Below are 14,817 nucleotides of genomic sequence, written 5' to 3'. Positions count from 1 at the left end.
GATGGTGACCCCTCCAAGGCTTTCCGATCTGACCACGGCCGCCGTTGGCGGTCCCGCCGGCAAATACGTCGAGGCCCGCACCGAGGCCGAGATCATCGAGGCGGTGCGTGCCGCGGACGCCGCCGGTGAGCAGCTGCTGATCATCGGCGGCGGTTCCAACCTCCTGATTTCCGACGACGGGTTCCCCGGAACCGTCCTGAAGATCGCCTCGGAGGGGTTCACCGTCAACGCCGAGGACTCCTGCGGCGGCGTATCCGTGGTGGTCCAGGCCGGCCACAACTGGGACGCGCTGGTAAAGCACGCCGTGCTCCACGCCTGGTCCGGCATTGAAGCGCTGTCCGGGATCCCCGGCGCCACCGGCGCCACACCGGTGCAGAACGTCGGTGCCTACGGCTCGGACGTGTCGCAGACCATCGCCGCGGTCCGCACCTGGGACCGGGAGCGCAACGCAGTGAAGACCTTCACCAACTCGGAGCTGAAATTCGGGTACCGGGATTCGATCCTCAAGCAAACCACCGTCAACGGCTCTCCGCGCTACGTCGTGCTGACCGTCGAATTCCAGCTGCCGCTGGGCCGCATGAGCGCACCTATCCGCTATGCCGAGCTGGCGAGGGTCCTGGGCGTAGAACAGGGCAAGCGTGCCTACTCGAACGACGTGCGCCGGGAGGTCCTGCGGCTGCGCGCGTCCAAGGGCATGGTGCTGGACCCGGAGGACCGCGATACCTACTCCACGGGCTCCTTCTTCACCAACCCGATCGTGCCGTCTTCCGTGGCGGACGGACTGCCCGAAAACGCTCCCCGGTACCCGGGCGGCTCCGATGGCGCGGTCAAGCTGTCCGCGGCGTGGCTGATCGACAACGCCGGATTCGGCAAGGGTTTCGGGCTGGAGGACGGGAGCGTCTCCGGCGGCCGGGCCTCGCTGTCCACGAAGCACACCCTGGCCATCACCAACCGCGGTTCGGCCAGCGCCGCCGACATGGTGGCGATCGCACGCGAGGTGCGTGCCGGCGTCGTCGGGCGTTTTGGCATCGAACTGCACCCCGAACCGCTCCTGATCGGCCTCTCGCTCTAGGTCTGGCGGAGCCTGCTCCGGTAACCGGCTGCTCCGTTACGGGGGAGCCCTAGGATGGGTCCATGGCAGCAGCGGTGAGGATCCGGGTTACGCCCAAGGTTATGGGCCGGCTGAGGCTGGCGTCGCAGGGCCTGCTGGGGACCGGATTCACCCGGGTGCCGGAGGCAGTCCGCTCGATGACCGCGATGCAGGCCCAGGATCTCCAGTCGGCGCTGTGGGCCGTGGGTGTCCGCGTACCCGACGCAGGCTTGAGCGACGTCCGCGGGGCCCTGGATGACGGGTCCGTGGTCCGCTCATGGCCCATGCGGGGCACGCTGCACCTGCTGGCTCCCGAGGATCTGCGCTGGATCCTGAACATCACCACGGCCCGGATGATCCAGGGAACGGCCGGCCGGCACCGGCAATTGGAAATCACCGGCAGCGACGTCGAAGCGTGCCGGAATATTGCCCTCGGCCTGGTCGACGGCGGACGGGCCGCCAGCCGGGAGGAACTGTTCGCGGCCTTCGAGGCGGCCGGGCAGCCCACCAAGGCGCAGCGCGGGATTCACCTGCTCTGGATGCTGTGCCAGAGCGCCTCACTGGTGCCCGGGCCGCTGGACCGCAACCAGCAGAAGTTCGTAGCGTTCGACCACTGGATCACGACGTCCCGTGACCTGGGCCGTGAGGAGGGGATCGCCGAGCTGCTTCTGAGGTACCTGCGCGGCCACGGACCCGCCACGCTGCGCGACTTCGCGTGGTGGTCCAGCATTCCGCTGACCGAGGTGCGGCGGGCCCTGCCGGAAGTGAGCGGCGAGCTGGTGGAGCTTGAGTACAACGGGACCCAGTTCTGGATGTCACCGGAGGCCGCAAAACTGCTGGACGAGGGCGTGCCGGGACAACGCTCGGTACTTGCTCTTCCGGGGTTCGATGAGTTTGTCCTCGGCTACACGGACCGGAGCATCGTGCTGCCGCCCGAGCATGCGCAGAAGATTGTTCCTGGCGGCAACGGCGTGTTCAAGAAGGCCGTCGTGGCCGGCGGCGAGGTGACCGGCACCTGGGCGAGGCAGGGGAGCGGGCGGGCGGCCGCCGTCGTACCCGTTCCCTTCGATGACTCGAAGCCCTTGGGCCCGGCGACCTTGGCGGGCTTGCGCCGGGCAGCCGAAAGGTACGAGAGCTTCCTCGCGTCCTGACGCCCAGGCACGGTGGCCGTAGCCAGCACAACCGGTCCTGCCCCGCATGACGCACGGGGTTCCCTCGCACAACCGGTCCTGCCCCGCATGACCGGCCCTGGGCACGGCCGGTTGTGCGGCTAACGGCCGGTCGAGGTGTGGGCCCGTCCTGTCCTCGGCGGCTTGTCCACATGGGGCAATGGCAGCCTGTTCGCAGATGTATCAACGGACAGAACGTTGGAGCATGCGGCGCGAGGAACTCCATGTGGCCATCGAAGCGCGATGGCCGAATCGACCTGTGGCTTCAACCCGGCAGTTGGTGGAGGCGGGCATAGACGACAGGCTCCTTACCGAAGCGGTCAGAAACGGCGTCCTGCTCAGGCTCCGCCGCGGCGCCTATGTGCGCAGCTCATACTGGAGCCAGATCAAGCCGTGGGAGCGTGACGACCTCAGAATCCGGGCCCACTATGAGGCTACGGGCGGAACAGCGCGCTATAGCCACGTCAGCGCGGCCCGGCTCCATGCCTGCAGTGTCTGGAACTGCGGGCCGCTGGTACATGTGACAACCGGCTATTCGAACTCTGGAACGAGCACTGGCCCGGACGTGAAGACCCACCTTTTCGCGCTTGACGACTCCGAGGTCGTCACCCTGCAGGTCGCGGACGGAAGGGAAATCTACGCAACCAGCCTGGAACGCACCGTTCTCGACTGCGCACGCCTGCTGCCGCTCAATGAAGCAGCCGTGATCGGCGACCATGCGCTGCGGAAAGGCGCGGATCTGCCCAGGATGCGGCAGATGCTGGAGCAAAGTGAAGTCAAGCGTGGAAGCCGCCGTGCCATGACGCTGCTGCCCTCCCTCGATGCCCGATCGGAATCCGCCGGAGAAACGCGAACCCGGCTCCTCCTGCATGCGATTGGCATCCAGGGCTTCGAACCGCAGTACGAGTTGCCCACCCGAGCCGGACTATTCCGTGCGGACTTCGCCGATCCGGGACGACGGGTCATTATCGAGTTCGACGGCAAGGGCAAATACAGCGACTTCAAGCCCACCGAAGAGGTGCTGCTAGCTGAGCGTGCCCGCGAGAACGCTCTGACCGAGGAAGGGTGGGTCGTCCTGAGGCTTGAGTGGCAGCATCTGGCTTCTCCCGCTGACGTCAGGCGGCGTGTCCTGGCCGCGACCGCCCGGGCGCAGGCACAAAACCGGCCCCGCTCCGCATGAGCGGCCCGCAGGGGAGCGGGGCCGGGTCGTGCGGGGCAGGGCCGGTTGAGTGGCGCGAAGCCCGGTTACAGCGTGCCGGTGGCGATGGTGAGCATGCGGCGCAGCGGTTCGGCGGCACCCCAGAGGAGCTGGTCGCCGACGGTGAAGGCGCTGATGTACTGCGGGCCCATCTCGAGCTTGCGGATGCGCCCCACCGGGATGGTCAGGGTGCCCGATGCCGCCACGGGGGTCAGGTCGGCCATGGAGGCTTCCTTGGAGTTGGGCACCACCTTGGCCCATTCGTTGTCCTCGTCGAGTAACTTCTCGATCTCGGCAACGGAAAGGTCCTCGCGCAGCTTCAAAGTGAGCGCCTGCGAGTGCGAGCGCATAGCCCCGATCCGCACGCAGAGGCCATCCATGATGACGCGGTTCTCATCCGAGGTGCCGAGGATCTTGTTCGTCTCGACGCCGGCCTTCCACTCCTCCTTGGACTGGCCGTTGCCGAGGTCCGCATCGATCCAGGGGATAAGCGAGCCGGCCAGCGGGACACCGAACTGGGTGGCGTCGATGTCGCTCCGCTGGTGGGCCAGCACCTTGCGGTCGATGTCCAGGATGGCCGAGGCCGGGTCATCCAGTTCCGTGCTGACCTCGGCGTTGAGCGTGCCGAACTGGCTGAGCAGCTCGCGCATGTGCCGTGCGCCGCCGCCGGAAGCCGCCTGGTACGTCATGGACGTGCCCCACTCGACGAGGCCGTTCTTGAAGAGGCCGCCGAGGCCCATCAGCATGCAGGACACGGTGCAGTTGCCGCCGACGAAGTCCTTGGTGCCGTTGGCGAGCCCCTTGTCAATGACGTCCCGGTTGATCGGGTCCAGGACGATGATGGAGTCGTCGTTCATGCGCAGGGTGGAGGCGGCGTCGATCCAGAGGCCGTCCCAGCCGCGGCTGCGCAGTTCGCCGTGGACCTGCTTGGTGTAATCCCCGCCCTGGGCGGTGACAATAATGGGCAGCTTCGCCAGCGTGTCGATGTCGAACGCGTCCTCGAGCTTGCCTGCGCCCTCAGCAAAGGCAGGGGCGGCACCTCCTGCGTTCGAGGTGGAGAAAAATACGGGGTTGATGTTGGCGAAGTCGCCCTCTTCCTGCATGCGCTGCATCAGGACGGAGCCGACCATGCCACGCCAACCGACCAGTCCAACGGACGGAGTAGCTGCTGTAGTCATTGAGCCAGTTTATCTTTGGAATTGGCGGGCCGCAGTCCGTTACGTCACTGCCGCGGCGGCAGGGACCTCAGTCGACGGGCCGCGGAAGGTTGCGGGCCTGGCGGAGCTTCTCGGCCCGGCGCTCCTTGAAATAGCCCGCCCAAGCGGCCGAGAAGGGATACAGAGTAGCCGGGAAGACCCACCAAACTTCGCCAAGAATGTGCCACTGGTCGGTGATGGCCGCTTGCACCACGCCGTAGATAAGGCCTCCCAGGCAGGCGGTGAGGAGGATGGCGAGGAAGAGCAGCCCGCCGGATTTGTTCATGGGCTGAACCAGGCCTCCGCCGTCGTCCTTTCGGACTCCGTATTCAGCCGACGTGTAGCCCACCATTTCACCGTTTTCAGCCTTGCGAAAGATCAGCTTGTCCTCGGGGGTTTGGCGCGGAACGTACCCCGGCTCCTGGGGGACACCTTCACTACGCCTCGCCACGGGCATCCTCGATCGCCGCCAGCAGCCCGGCGTCATCCAGGCCAGCTGTTTCCGCCACCTCGTCCTTGTCGAAATCGGGAACGCCGGTGGTCCAAGAGGTCTCCTCACGTCGGATCAGTAGGTGTTCCTCGGAAGCCAGGGTCTTGAAAACCAGATATGCGGAGCCACCATGGTTTTGTTCGACGTGCTGGCGTACTACGCGCAAAGTGGCTTCTGTCGAGCTGATTTCGGGATCCTGGGCAAAGACGAACCAAGTGCCCAGGAACCGAGGCTGGAGCATCAGCGAAACTCCAGGTGCTTCCAGCATTGCCACATTGTCCATTGCTTCGCCGGTCAGGAGCGAGATTTCCGTCCACCGGGTCGCCTGGCCCAGGGCGGTGGCGACGGCAGCGGCCACGCCTTTCACACCCAAATCGCCGTCGTCGTCAATAGTAGCCAGATCCCGTGCCAGCAAAGAGGAAGCGCCGGCAGTCGACAGCGTTACATCGTCGACCATCTCTTCGGCACGGAAGATGCTGACCGAACGGTCGCGGGCCGGGCCTTCGAAAACGTTGAGCAGGTAAGCAAACTCTCCGACCCCGAAACCGATGACGTCGACGCCGAGGCGCGGCTCCTGCTGGGTTGGGTCCTGAACAGTCATGCTTGTCTCCTAATCGCCTAATCCCAAGAACTTGCCCACAGACTTACCTGCGTCAACCAGCGTATCTTTCGTGTCGCTGACGAACTTTCCGGGGTCCTTCACAGCGTTGACTATGCCTTCGCCGATGTTCTTTCCCACGCTGCTGATGGTGTCCCAGTTTTCGTACACAAGTATGCCGACGCTGGCTACCTGGCAGACGGTCCCCACGGGAGGCGGCATGAAGCTTCCAATGCCGAGCGCGGTCTTGCCGATCCCCTCAAGCCCGCCCTTGACATCACCGTTAGCGAAGCTGTTCACGGAGTCGTAAGCGCTGAAACCGACGCCAGCCCAGCCCAGGCCGCGTGCTAGGCCGGACTTGCCTAGCCACTCCCAACTTTTTCCCACGCCGAACTTAGACTTCTCCGCGAAGAACCCTTCGAACCTTTCCAACGGGGGAATGTACTCGTGCAGGTTCTTGAGTGACGCGATGTCGGAAGCGTTGTCGATGAGTCGGAGGGCGCGGCTCGACTCCCCGGAGCTTTTCAGGAGTTTCTCGAGGGCGGCATTGCCTGCGGTGCTCTGCCATAGGTGACGGCCTTCAAAGACCGGACCGCCAAGCCGGTGCCGGCCCTTCGTCAGGAACGGCTTGATGACGTCGCTCCCGCGGTTCTTCAGAACCCAGCTGTACTGCCCAACGTGCTTGGCCAGGGTGAGCGGGGCCTTGATGTATTTCTGGACGTTCATGCCGGCCCTGAGCGCCGCAATTCCCCCGCCCAGAACGCCTGCAAGCGCCCCGCCGGGATCGCGTAGGGTGACGGGCCCGCCGCCGGAGCCCGGTGCGGCGTCGCTGGCCTTCTCCTGCTCGTTGGCGTTGTCCAGCAGCCTGCGGGTTTCGTCGTTGAGGGCGCGCACCGTCCGCTGGATAAGAGCCCTGTGGTTGCCGTTCCAGTCCGAACGGAACTGGGTGGCGTCGTTGCCCTTCCAAGAAGGGTTGCTGTTGATCTGGTTGGTCAGATGCAACGACGTCTGCATCAGGTCGTCGGAAACCTTTCCGAACTGCTGCGCGAGTGTGCGAAGCTGCGCGACATCGGCGCCCCACAAATTACCTGACACATCGTCCCCCAAAATCTGACCGTTCCGCACGGCACGGCTTGCTGCTAAGTCCAGCCATCACTCTAGTTCGCGCCCCGGGCCGCCGCGATGGGCAGCACTCCCCATCCGGACGCTACTGGCGGTCGGGCTCCTCCAGCAGTGCGGTCTTGCGGGCTCGCAGCGCAAAGAAGGCGCCGAAGGTGAACACCTGCGTCACGACCACCAGCACGATGATGCCGGCAATTTTGTTGCCTCCCAGGATCATCGTGAGCCCGACAATCGCGGACAGCAGGGCAAACAGTGGCAGCAGCATGTAGCCGAGCACGAAGAGGGTTTCCGGTTTACGCAGCATGTTCTAACCTTCCGAGCGGTTCCACTTGGTGAACCGGTAGCGCGTGCCGTTGGCCCCCGTCAGCCAGCCGTCGGCCGGCACGGACGTCCCGGCCACCCAACCGTCGCCGAGCTCCGGGGCGTACGTGTCGCCGTCGGCATCAACATCGATGGTGGTGACCACCGCGACGTTGGCCAGGCCCGTGGACTCCTTGAAAATTTCGCCGCCGCCGAGGATCCAGACTGCTTCGCATCCTGGGGCGAACTGTGATTCCAGCAGGGCGTCATCGAGGGATTTGACGACGACGGCGCCCTCCGCCTCGGGCGAGCTGCCCCAGTTCTCCTGCCGGGTGATGACGATGTTGGTCCGGTTGGGCAGCGGACGGTACTTCGCCGGGAAGGACAGCCAGGTCTTGCGGCCCATGATGACGGGATGGCCGGTGGTGACCCTGGTGAAGTGCAACAGGTCCTCGGGCAGGTTCCACGGCATGTCGCCGTCCTTGCCGATGACGCCGGCAGGCGTCTGTGCCCACACGAGTCCGATCCCGGACATCCCCGCGGCGATGTCCTCGCTGAAAGCCTGCGCATCCATAGTGCCCTCCGTGCTCATACGGCGATCGGCGCCTTGATGGTGGGGTGGTGCCGGTAGCCCACCACTTCGAAGTCGTCCAGGGTGTAGTCGAAGATCGATTCCGGCTTGCGGGTGATCTTCAGCTGCGGGTACTCGTACGGTTCCCGCTCCAGCTGCTTCAGGACCTGGTCCATATGGTTCTCGTAGATATGCACGTCCCCCCCGGTCCAGACGAATTCGCCGGGCTTGAGGCCGGTCTGCTGCGCCAGCATGCAGGTTAGCAGCGAGTAGGAAGCGATGTTGAACGGCACGCCCAGGAACATGTCCGCGGACCGCTGGTACAGCTGGCAGGACAGCTTGCCGTCCGCCACGTAAAACTGGAAAAACGCATGGCAGGGCGGCAGTGCCATGTCCCTGAGCTCGCTCACGTTCCAGGCCGAGACGATGTGCCGGCGCGAGTCCGGGTTCGACTTCAGGCTCTCCACGAGCTCAGCGATCTGGTCGATGTGACCGCCGTCCGGCGTGGGCCAGCTCCGCCACTGCACGCCGTAGACCGGTCCGAGTTCACCCTCGGCATCGGCCCACTCGTTCCAGATGGTCACGCCCTGGTCCTGCATCCACTTCACATTGGAGTCGCCGCGGAGGAACCAGAGCAGTTCGACGGCAACGGACTTGAAGTGCACCCGCTTGGTGGTGATCAGCGGAAAGCTTTCGCCCAGATCAAAGCGAATTTGGCGGCCGAAAACGCTGCTGGTTCCGGTGCCGGTGCGGTCTGATTTGTGCGTGCCGTTGGCCATGACGTCGCGCAGAAGGTCTTCATAGGGCGTTGGGGTGCTCACCCGTCCAGTCTAGTCGGAGCTCGACGGCGGGCCCGAAGGCAGGCCGCGACGCCGCTGCAGACCAACACGGACCAGCGCAAGAAGCTCCTCATCGGGCAGTCCCGCCTTGGCCCCGGCCTGGATGAGACGTTCGACGGCGGCGCCCAGTTCCGCTCCGACCGCGCCGGAGCCGGACGCACCGGAGCCGGGCGCCCCGGCGCCCGGGGAACCGTCGGCCGGAAGCCCGAGGACGACGGTTCCGTTTCTGCGCCGGGTCTCGATGAGCCCGGACTGTTCGAGTTCCTTGTACGCCCGGGCGACGGTCCCAGCGGCAAGCCCCAGGTCTGCTGCGAGGCTGCGGACTGCCGGCAGCCGCGTTCCGGCTGTGAGCCCGCCCGCGGCGATCAGCGCGCTGATCTGCAGCCGAATTTGCTCATACGGGGGAGTGGGGGAACCGAGGTCCACCGAAATGCCGACTGTCATCGCGCAGGTTCCACCGGTGCGCGCCGAGCGGCCGGCGAGCTCCTCGGGCCGAAAGCGCTCACACGGATCAAGGAGAGCAGCACGGCGGCTGCCACCAGCACGTACCCGACGGCGGCTGCCGTCGCCTCCCACATTTCCGCCGGGACCGTCTGCGTTCCCAGCAGCCAGACAACCCAGCGCAATAACCCGTAAATGCCCACTGCGGCTAGCAGCGGTCCCAGCAGCGCCATGGGCGGCAACTCAAACTGTATTGGCACCAGATCCCCCAATGATCCCCAAAGCGCCTGATCCCGAAGCGCCATTTTTGTATCAAGTATTTGATACAAAGATGGCGGGGTCAAGGCGGATGGCTGGACGGCGGTGGAGACTCAGTCGTCGAAGGGCTTGAACTGCTCCACCGAGACAATCCTGCTGTTGCTGCCGTGCGCCACGTGGCAGATGATCATTTCCCCGGGGGCGAGATATGGATCCGCTACCGGCAGCAGGCCCTTGAGCCGCGGGGTCATGTAACCGGCGAGCTGGCCCAGCACGGTGGGGAGGGCCGGCCGGTGCGTGCACAGCACCACTGCACGCTGCTTGTCGAACAATGCGTCCACGACGGCAGCAGTCTTTTTGGGGTTGCGGGCATGCCGGTGCTCCGTAAGCGCATCCACCAGTTTCACCTTGGCGTCCGAAGACTTGACGTAGGGGGCGATGGTCGCCACGCAGCGCAGCCACGGGCTGCTGACCACGCGCCGCGGCTTCCACGCCTTCAGCAGCCGGTGCACGGCCTGGGCCTGGCGTATACCGGTGGCGGCCAGGGGCCGTTCGCCTTCCGCCTTGGTCCACGACGATCGAGGTTTGGCCTTGGCATGGCGCATGACGACGAGCGGCCAGGTCTGCAGTTCCTTGCGGGCGTGGGCCGCCGCCAGGTATTCCAGCGGCGCCCGGTCGGACGGGTTGGACAACAGCGCGGCCGCACGCTCCGGTGCGCACCACATGACGCTGTCCACTTCCTTGCCGTCAGGCCGCAGGGAATTGCCGGTGACCTCAACGGCCCAGTAGTGCACAACCTTCAGCCCGGCGGAGACATGGTAATGGATGGGCGGGAGCGGGATGCCCAGCGGCGCCACGAGGCCGATCTCCTCCTCCACCTCGCGGACTGCGCACTCGGGCACAGTTTCGCCGCGGTCAAGCTTGCCCTTGGGCCAGGACCAGTCGTCGTACCGTGGCCGGTGAATCAGGAGGACCTCCAGCTGGTCCTTCTTGACGCGCCAAGGCAGGGCGCCGGCGGCCGTGACGGCGACCGGCTCGCCCGGGTGATCGGTCTGATCCGCTATGGGTGAGTCGCTGCTCTTCAAAGGCCGGGTTCCTACCGCCGGACGACGGCACGCTGCCGGGAGCGTGATGCCAGGAGCCAGGACTGGACATCGTCCAGCTTGCTGCCGTCGTCGCCGATGTGGTGGCGGGTCCACTCGCCGTCGTTGTCAAGGTGCCAGCTGGACGTCTCGGGGTCCATGTACCGGCGCATCAGGTCCAGGACGTAGGCGGTGTCCTCGCCGCCGGACAGCTGCACCAGCGCCTCCACCCGGCGGTCCAGGTTGCGGTGCATCATATCGGCGGAGCCAATGTACGCCACGGGGTCGCCTCCGTTGCTGAAGGCGAATACGCGGGAGTGTTCAAGGAAGCGGCCAAGGACGGAGCGGACCGTGATGTTCTCGCTCAGCCCGGGGATGCCGGGGCGCAGGGAGCAGATGCCGCGGACAATGACGTCCACCTTCACGCCGGCCTGGGACGCGCGGTACAGGGAATCGATGATGGACTCATCCACCATGGAGTTGACCTTGATCTGCACGCGCGCGGGGATGCCTGCGCGGGCATTGCTGATTTCGGCTTCGATCCTGTCGATCAGTCCCGAACGCACGGACCGGGGGGCCACCAGGAGCCGCTTGAAGGTCGATTTGGGGGCGTACCCGGACAGCTGGTTGAACAGCTTGGACAGGTCCTCGCCCACCTGGTCGTTCGCGGTCAGGAGCCCGAGGTCCTCGTAGTAGCGCGCGGTGCGCGGGTGGTAGTTGCCGGTTCCGATGTGGCAGTAGCGGCGCAGCCCGTCCACCTCCTGGCGGACCACGAGGGAGAGCTTGCAGTGGGTCTTCAGGCCCACGATGCCGTAGACCACATGGACGCCAGCCTGCTCCAGCTTGCGGGCCCAAGAGATGTTCGCCTGCTCGTCGAAGCGGGCCTTGATCTCCACGAGGGCCAGCACCTGCTTGCCCGCCTCGGCAGCGTCGATCAGGGCGTCGACAATGGGGGAGTCGCCCGAGGTGCGGTACAGGGTCTGCTTGATGGCCTGCACCTTGGGGTCCGCCGCCGCCTGTTCCAGGAACGCCTGGACGGACGTGGAGAACGAATCATACGGGTGGTGCAGCAGGATGTCCCGGCGGCGCATCGCGGCGAAGACGTTCGCGGCCTTGGACGTCTCGGACTCGTTCAGGTACCGCGAGGTGTGGGGCACGTGCTTGGGATAGCGCAGGTCCGCGCGGTCGATGTTGCCGATCACGGACAAACCGCGCAGGTCCAGGGGCGCCGGAACGGAGTAGACCTCCGACTCGTCCACACCAAGCTCACGGATCAGCAGGGCGCGGATGTTCGGGTTGATGTCGTTGGTGACCTCGAGCCTGACGGGCGGACCGAACCGGCGGCGCAGCAGTTCCTTCTCGAGCGCCTGCAGGAGGTTCTCGGCGTCGTCCTCTTCCACCTCAACGTCCTCGTTGCGGGTCACACGGAAGGTGTGGTGCTCCAGTACTTCCATGCCGGCGAAGAGCTGGTCCAGGTGGACTGCGATGACTTCCTCGAGGGCGATGAACCGTGCCACGCGGCCGGGCACCGTCCCGGCCCGGGGACCGTCGATGGAGATCAGGCGGGGCAGCTGGTCCGGCACCTTGACGCGGGCGAACAGCTCCTTGTCACTGACGGGGTTCCGGACCACCACGGCCAGGTTCAGGGAAAGGCCCGAGATGTAGGGGAAGGGGTGGGCGGGGTCCACGGCCAGCGGAGTGAGGATGGGGAAGACCTTCTCCGCGAACATGGCGCTGAGCCGGTGCCGGGCTTCGTCGTCGAGCTCGTCCCAGTGCATGAGGTGGATGTGCTCATAGGCCAGGGCCGGCCGGATCTGTTCCGCGTAGACCTGGGCGTGCCGCTGCTGCAGGCGGTGGGCGGCCTCGCCGATCTGTTCCAGGACCTGCACGGGGCTCAGGCCGGCCGGGGACGGGACGGCGAGTCCGGTGGCGATGCGGCGCTTCAGGCCGGCCACGCGGACCATGAAGAATTCATCGAGGTTGGACGCGAAGATCGAAAGGAAGTTGACGCGCTCCAGCAGGTACAGGTTGGGGTCTTCTGCCAGTTCGAGAACCCGGGAGTTGAACGCGAGCCAGCTCAGCTCGCGGTCCAGGAACCGGTCCGGGCTGATCTCGCCATCCGGCTCCAGGATGGCGGCGAACTCAGGGATGTCGATCCGGTCCTGCGTGGCGCGGGAGGCCGGCACTTCGGAGGAGCCGAACCGGGCGCGCACAGGGGCAACCTTGATTTCGGTGGTGGCTGTTCCGGCGGATTCCGGTTGCATGCGCTCTCCTTGAGTACTGGCGGGTTTGGTTTCAACCTTACAAGCATTCACGGGTCCGGGACCCGAAGATTTCGGGGCGGCTAAATCAGGCGTCAAAGAGCCGGTTAACGCCCCTCAACCGGCCCGTACATCACGTCCATATCCCAGCGCGTAAAGCCCAGCCGCCGGTACAGAGAGACGGCCGGAGTGTTGTCCGCATCCGTGTACAGCATGACGGCGTGCAGGCCCTGCTGCTGGAGGTGCCGGATCCCGGCGATGGTCAGCGCCTTGCCCAGGCCCATGCCCTGGGCGGCGGGCGTTACGCCCACCACGTACACCTCGCCAATGGCAGGGTGTGTCCCGTGCCGCGGATGCACTTTGGTCCAGTGGTAGCCCAGGAGCCGCCCGTCCCGGCCCTCCGCCAGCAGGAAGCCGGCGGGGTCGAACCAGGGCTCGTCCATCCGGGCCTGCAGGTCGGCCCTGGTCAGGGAACCTTGCTCCGGGTGGTGCGCGAAAGCCTCACGGTTGGCTACGAGCCAGGCCTCTTCGTCTTTGCCCGGCACGAACGCGCGGATCGAGACGCCGTCCGGAAGGCCGAAGTCGGGCAGGTCAGCGGCGGCGGTGGTGAGCCGCATCTTCCACAGTTCCCGAACCGGGCCATAGCCGTACCGGGCCGCCAGGTCCGCAGCGGCCTCATGGTTGCCGTGCGACCAGGCCTTGAGCCCGTCCAGGCCGCGCGAGGACTTGAGCGTGCTAACGAGCCGGTCTGCCACGCCCTGGTTCCGATAGCTGGGGTGCACTGCGATTTCCACCACGCCTGTCCCGTCCGGCTCCTCGACGACCACGGCGAAACCGGCCAGGTCCTGTGCCGTGGCGGGGTCCGACTCCTCATCCGGGGCGTAGAGGGCAAGGGTCAGCAGCGTGTGCGGGCCCGAGTCCGCCGCGCGCATGGTCACGAGGGTCTGTTCGGAAATGGGCGGATTGCCGTCCGATTCCTCGGCGGCGGCCAGCAGGGTGCGGACATCCCGCAGCAGCTCTTCATCCACGCCGCCCTTGATGACAAGGACGGGCCATTTCTCCGGGTGCGCAGGACTCATGCTGTAAGGCTATACGGACGCCACCCGGGCACGCCCGATTTGGAACAGGCCGTGGCGCCCCGTATAGTCGTTACCTCAGCCGGCATTCATGGCAGGTTGCGAGGGGGATCCACCACTGGGGTGGCCTCGATACGTTCGAACCGTATGTCCTCCACTTATAAGTAGAAGTACAGAACGGCCCGGCTCTGGTGAGCCGGGCCGTTCTGTGTTTCTACTGCAGGTGGTGCCGGGGTGCAGGCACTCGGCGGCGGGCCCCGTGGGGTCCGGCCTGAGGCCTACGCCTCGGTGAGTTCGTCCTCCTGCTGGCGGATCAGGGTGAGCCGGTAGCCCACGTTGCGCACTGTGCTGATCAGGTTCTCGTGGTCGGCGCCCAGCTTGGCGCGCAGCCGCCGGACGTGGACGTCCACCGTCCGGGTGCCGCCGTAGTAGTCATAGCCCCAGACTTCGGTGAGGAGCTGCTGCCGGGTGAATACCCGGCCGGGGTGCTGCGCCAGGTACTTCAGGAGTTCGAATTCCTTGAAGGTCAGGTTCAGTGCCGCACCGTTGACGCGCGCCGTGTAGCTCGCCTCGTCAATAACGACGCCGGCGGCCCGGATCTCGGAGGGAGCCTCCTCCTGCTCCGGTACAGCCCGGGCGATAGAGAGGCGGATCCGTGCCTCCACCTCGGCGGGGCCAGCCGAGTCGAGCACGATGTCATCGACGGCCCAGGCTGAGGAAACGGCCGCCATGCCGCCCTCGGTGAGGATCAGCACCAGTGGTGCGCTGAGGCCGGTGGCCTTCAGGAGTTGGGTCAGGGAGCGGGCGCCCACGAGGTCTTTGCGCGCGTCCAGGAGGACGATGTCGCAGGGGTCAGTCTCGAGCAGGGCGGTGGGCTCGGCGGGAAGGATGTGCACCCGGTGGTTCAGAAGCTCCAGGGCAGGCAAAATGTCCACCGATGACCCGGTGCTGTTGGTCAGTAACAGGATGTGCGACATTATTCCTCCAAGGGGCTGTCCGCGCATCGTCGGGCGACTGAGCTGATGTCTGAGTATACCCAACGGCTCCCTGACAGACACTGATGGGCCATACCCGCGCGCCTTGTTTACGACATATGGCGGTCACATAGGGCAGGATTGAAACCGTC

General features: G+C 65.8%; 16 protein-coding genes. 3 read left to right on the top strand and 13 right to left on the bottom strand.

All coding sequences use genetic code 11. The features are described 5' to 3' along the window. Positions 1 to 4: 4 nt before the first annotated feature. From QFZ33_RS19325 to QFZ33_RS19315, 3 genes are all read left to right on the top strand, one after another. Positions 5 to 1,072 carry a UDP-N-acetylmuramate dehydrogenase gene (locus QFZ33_RS19325; protein ID WP_307031905.1) on the top strand — a complete coding sequence of 356 codons (1,068 nt, stop codon included), beginning with the start codon at positions 5 to 7 and terminating at the stop codon, positions 1,070 to 1,072. Positions 1,073 to 1,134: 62 nt separating this feature from the next. Continuing rightward, on the top strand, positions 1,135 to 2,241 hold the full coding sequence (locus QFZ33_RS19320) for a winged helix DNA-binding domain-containing protein (RefSeq protein ID WP_307030071.1): 1,107 nt from the start codon (positions 1,135 to 1,137) through the stop codon (positions 2,239 to 2,241). A 277-nt stretch (positions 2,242 to 2,518) separates the two neighbouring features. Further along, on the top strand, positions 2,519 to 3,439 hold the full coding sequence (locus tag QFZ33_RS19315) for a type IV toxin-antitoxin system AbiEi family antitoxin domain-containing protein (protein WP_307030069.1): 921 nt from the start codon (positions 2,519 to 2,521) through the stop codon (positions 3,437 to 3,439). Between the two features lie 65 nt (positions 3,440 to 3,504). Here the strand turns inward: QFZ33_RS19315 and asd are convergent, their stop codons facing one another. From asd to QFZ33_RS19250, 13 genes are all read right to left on the bottom strand, one after another. Beyond that, a complete protein-coding gene (gene asd / locus QFZ33_RS19310; RefSeq protein ID WP_307030067.1) occupies positions 3,505 to 4,635 on the bottom strand; it encodes an aspartate-semialdehyde dehydrogenase in 1,131 nt (376 codons plus the stop codon). Positions 4,636 to 4,702: 67 nt separating this feature from the next. Then, on the bottom strand, positions 4,703 to 5,104 hold the full coding sequence (locus QFZ33_RS19305; protein ID WP_307030065.1) for a hypothetical protein: 402 nt from the start codon (positions 5,102 to 5,104) through the stop codon (positions 4,703 to 4,705). Continuing rightward, positions 5,091 to 5,744 carry a hypothetical protein gene (locus QFZ33_RS19300; RefSeq protein ID WP_307030064.1) on the bottom strand — a complete coding sequence of 218 codons (654 nt, stop codon included), beginning with the start codon at positions 5,742 to 5,744 and terminating at the stop codon, positions 5,091 to 5,093. The genes QFZ33_RS19305 and QFZ33_RS19300 overlap by 14 nt, the downstream gene beginning before the upstream one ends. A 9-nt stretch (positions 5,745 to 5,753) precedes the next feature. Further along, the gene (locus QFZ33_RS19295; RefSeq protein ID WP_307030062.1) at positions 5,754 to 6,836 is read right to left on the bottom strand and encodes a WXG100 family type VII secretion target; all 1,083 of its coding nucleotides are present in this window, start codon (positions 6,834 to 6,836) and stop codon (positions 5,754 to 5,756) included. Between the two features lie 112 nt (positions 6,837 to 6,948). Beyond that, on the bottom strand, positions 6,949 to 7,167 hold the full coding sequence (locus tag QFZ33_RS19290; protein WP_307030060.1) for an NF038396 family protein: 219 nt from the start codon (positions 7,165 to 7,167) through the stop codon (positions 6,949 to 6,951). Between the two features lie 3 nt (positions 7,168 to 7,170). Further along, the gene (locus QFZ33_RS19285) at positions 7,171 to 7,755 is read right to left on the bottom strand and encodes a dihydrofolate reductase (protein WP_307030058.1); all 585 of its coding nucleotides are present in this window, start codon (positions 7,753 to 7,755) and stop codon (positions 7,171 to 7,173) included. Beyond that, the gene (locus tag QFZ33_RS19280) at positions 7,752 to 8,555 is read right to left on the bottom strand and encodes a thymidylate synthase (RefSeq protein ID WP_307030056.1); all 804 of its coding nucleotides are present in this window, start codon (positions 8,553 to 8,555) and stop codon (positions 7,752 to 7,754) included. The genes QFZ33_RS19285 and QFZ33_RS19280 overlap by 4 nt, the downstream gene beginning before the upstream one ends. Positions 8,556 to 8,564: 9 nt before the next feature. Further along, positions 8,565 to 9,017, bottom strand: coding sequence for a GntR family transcriptional regulator (locus tag QFZ33_RS19275; RefSeq protein ID WP_307030053.1), 453 nt, complete (start codon positions 9,015 to 9,017; stop codon positions 8,565 to 8,567). After that, complete coding sequence (locus tag QFZ33_RS19270; RefSeq protein ID WP_307030051.1) at positions 9,014 to 9,274, bottom strand: hypothetical protein; 261 nt, start codon at positions 9,272 to 9,274, stop codon at positions 9,014 to 9,016. Before QFZ33_RS19270 ends, QFZ33_RS19275 begins: the two co-directional genes overlap by 4 nt. Before the next feature lie 111 nt (positions 9,275 to 9,385). Next, the gene (locus QFZ33_RS19265; protein WP_307030050.1) at positions 9,386 to 10,357 is read right to left on the bottom strand and encodes an NUDIX hydrolase; all 972 of its coding nucleotides are present in this window, start codon (positions 10,355 to 10,357) and stop codon (positions 9,386 to 9,388) included. An 11-nt stretch (positions 10,358 to 10,368) separates the two neighbouring features. Continuing rightward, positions 10,369 to 12,618: an RNA degradosome polyphosphate kinase gene (locus tag QFZ33_RS19260; protein ID WP_307030048.1), complete on the bottom strand. Its 2,250-nt coding sequence runs from the start codon at positions 12,616 to 12,618 to the stop codon at positions 10,369 to 10,371. Between the two features lie 104 nt (positions 12,619 to 12,722). Further along, complete coding sequence (mshD, locus tag QFZ33_RS19255; RefSeq protein ID WP_307030047.1) at positions 12,723 to 13,694, bottom strand: mycothiol synthase; 972 nt, start codon at positions 13,692 to 13,694, stop codon at positions 12,723 to 12,725. A 275-nt stretch (positions 13,695 to 13,969) separates the two neighbouring features. Beyond that, on the bottom strand, positions 13,970 to 14,668 hold the full coding sequence (locus QFZ33_RS19250; protein ID WP_307030045.1) for a winged helix-turn-helix transcriptional regulator: 699 nt from the start codon (positions 14,666 to 14,668) through the stop codon (positions 13,970 to 13,972). Between the last annotated feature and the right edge of the window lie 149 nt (positions 14,669 to 14,817).

Origin of the sequence: Arthrobacter globiformis (assembly GCF_030815865.1) — a bacterium.
GTDB lineage: Bacteria > Actinomycetota > Actinomycetes > Actinomycetales > Micrococcaceae > Arthrobacter > Arthrobacter globiformis_B.
Note: the sequence above shows the minus strand (reverse complement) of the source record. Positions and strands in the feature narration are given on the sequence as shown.

Excerpts from the sequence above, each read along its gene's own strand:
- QFZ33_RS19320 (WP_307030071.1), top strand. The coding sequence starts at position 1,135 with ATGGCAGCAGCGGTGAGGATCCGGGTTACGCCCAAGGTTATGGGCCGG.
- asd (WP_307030067.1), bottom strand. The coding sequence starts at position 4,635 with ATGACTACAGCAGCTACTCCGTCCGTTGGACTGGTCGGTTGGCGTGGC.
- QFZ33_RS19300 (WP_307030064.1), bottom strand. The coding sequence starts at position 5,744 with ATGACTGTTCAGGACCCAACCCAGCAGGAGCCGCGCCTCGGCGTCGAC.
- QFZ33_RS19290 (WP_307030060.1), bottom strand. The coding sequence starts at position 7,167 with ATGCTGCGTAAACCGGAAACCCTCTTCGTGCTCGGCTACATGCTGCTG.
- QFZ33_RS19285 (WP_307030058.1), bottom strand. The coding sequence starts at position 7,755 with ATGAGCACGGAGGGCACTATGGATGCGCAGGCTTTCAGCGAGGACATC.
- QFZ33_RS19275 (WP_307030053.1), bottom strand. The coding sequence starts at position 9,017 with ATGACAGTCGGCATTTCGGTGGACCTCGGTTCCCCCACTCCCCCGTAT.
- QFZ33_RS19260 (WP_307030048.1), bottom strand. The coding sequence starts at position 12,618 with ATGCAACCGGAATCCGCCGGAACAGCCACCACCGAAATCAAGGTTGCC.
- mshD (WP_307030047.1), bottom strand. The coding sequence starts at position 13,694 with ATGAGTCCTGCGCACCCGGAGAAATGGCCCGTCCTTGTCATCAAGGGC.
- QFZ33_RS19250 (WP_307030045.1), bottom strand. The coding sequence starts at position 14,668 with ATGTCGCACATCCTGTTACTGACCAACAGCACCGGGTCATCGGTGGAC.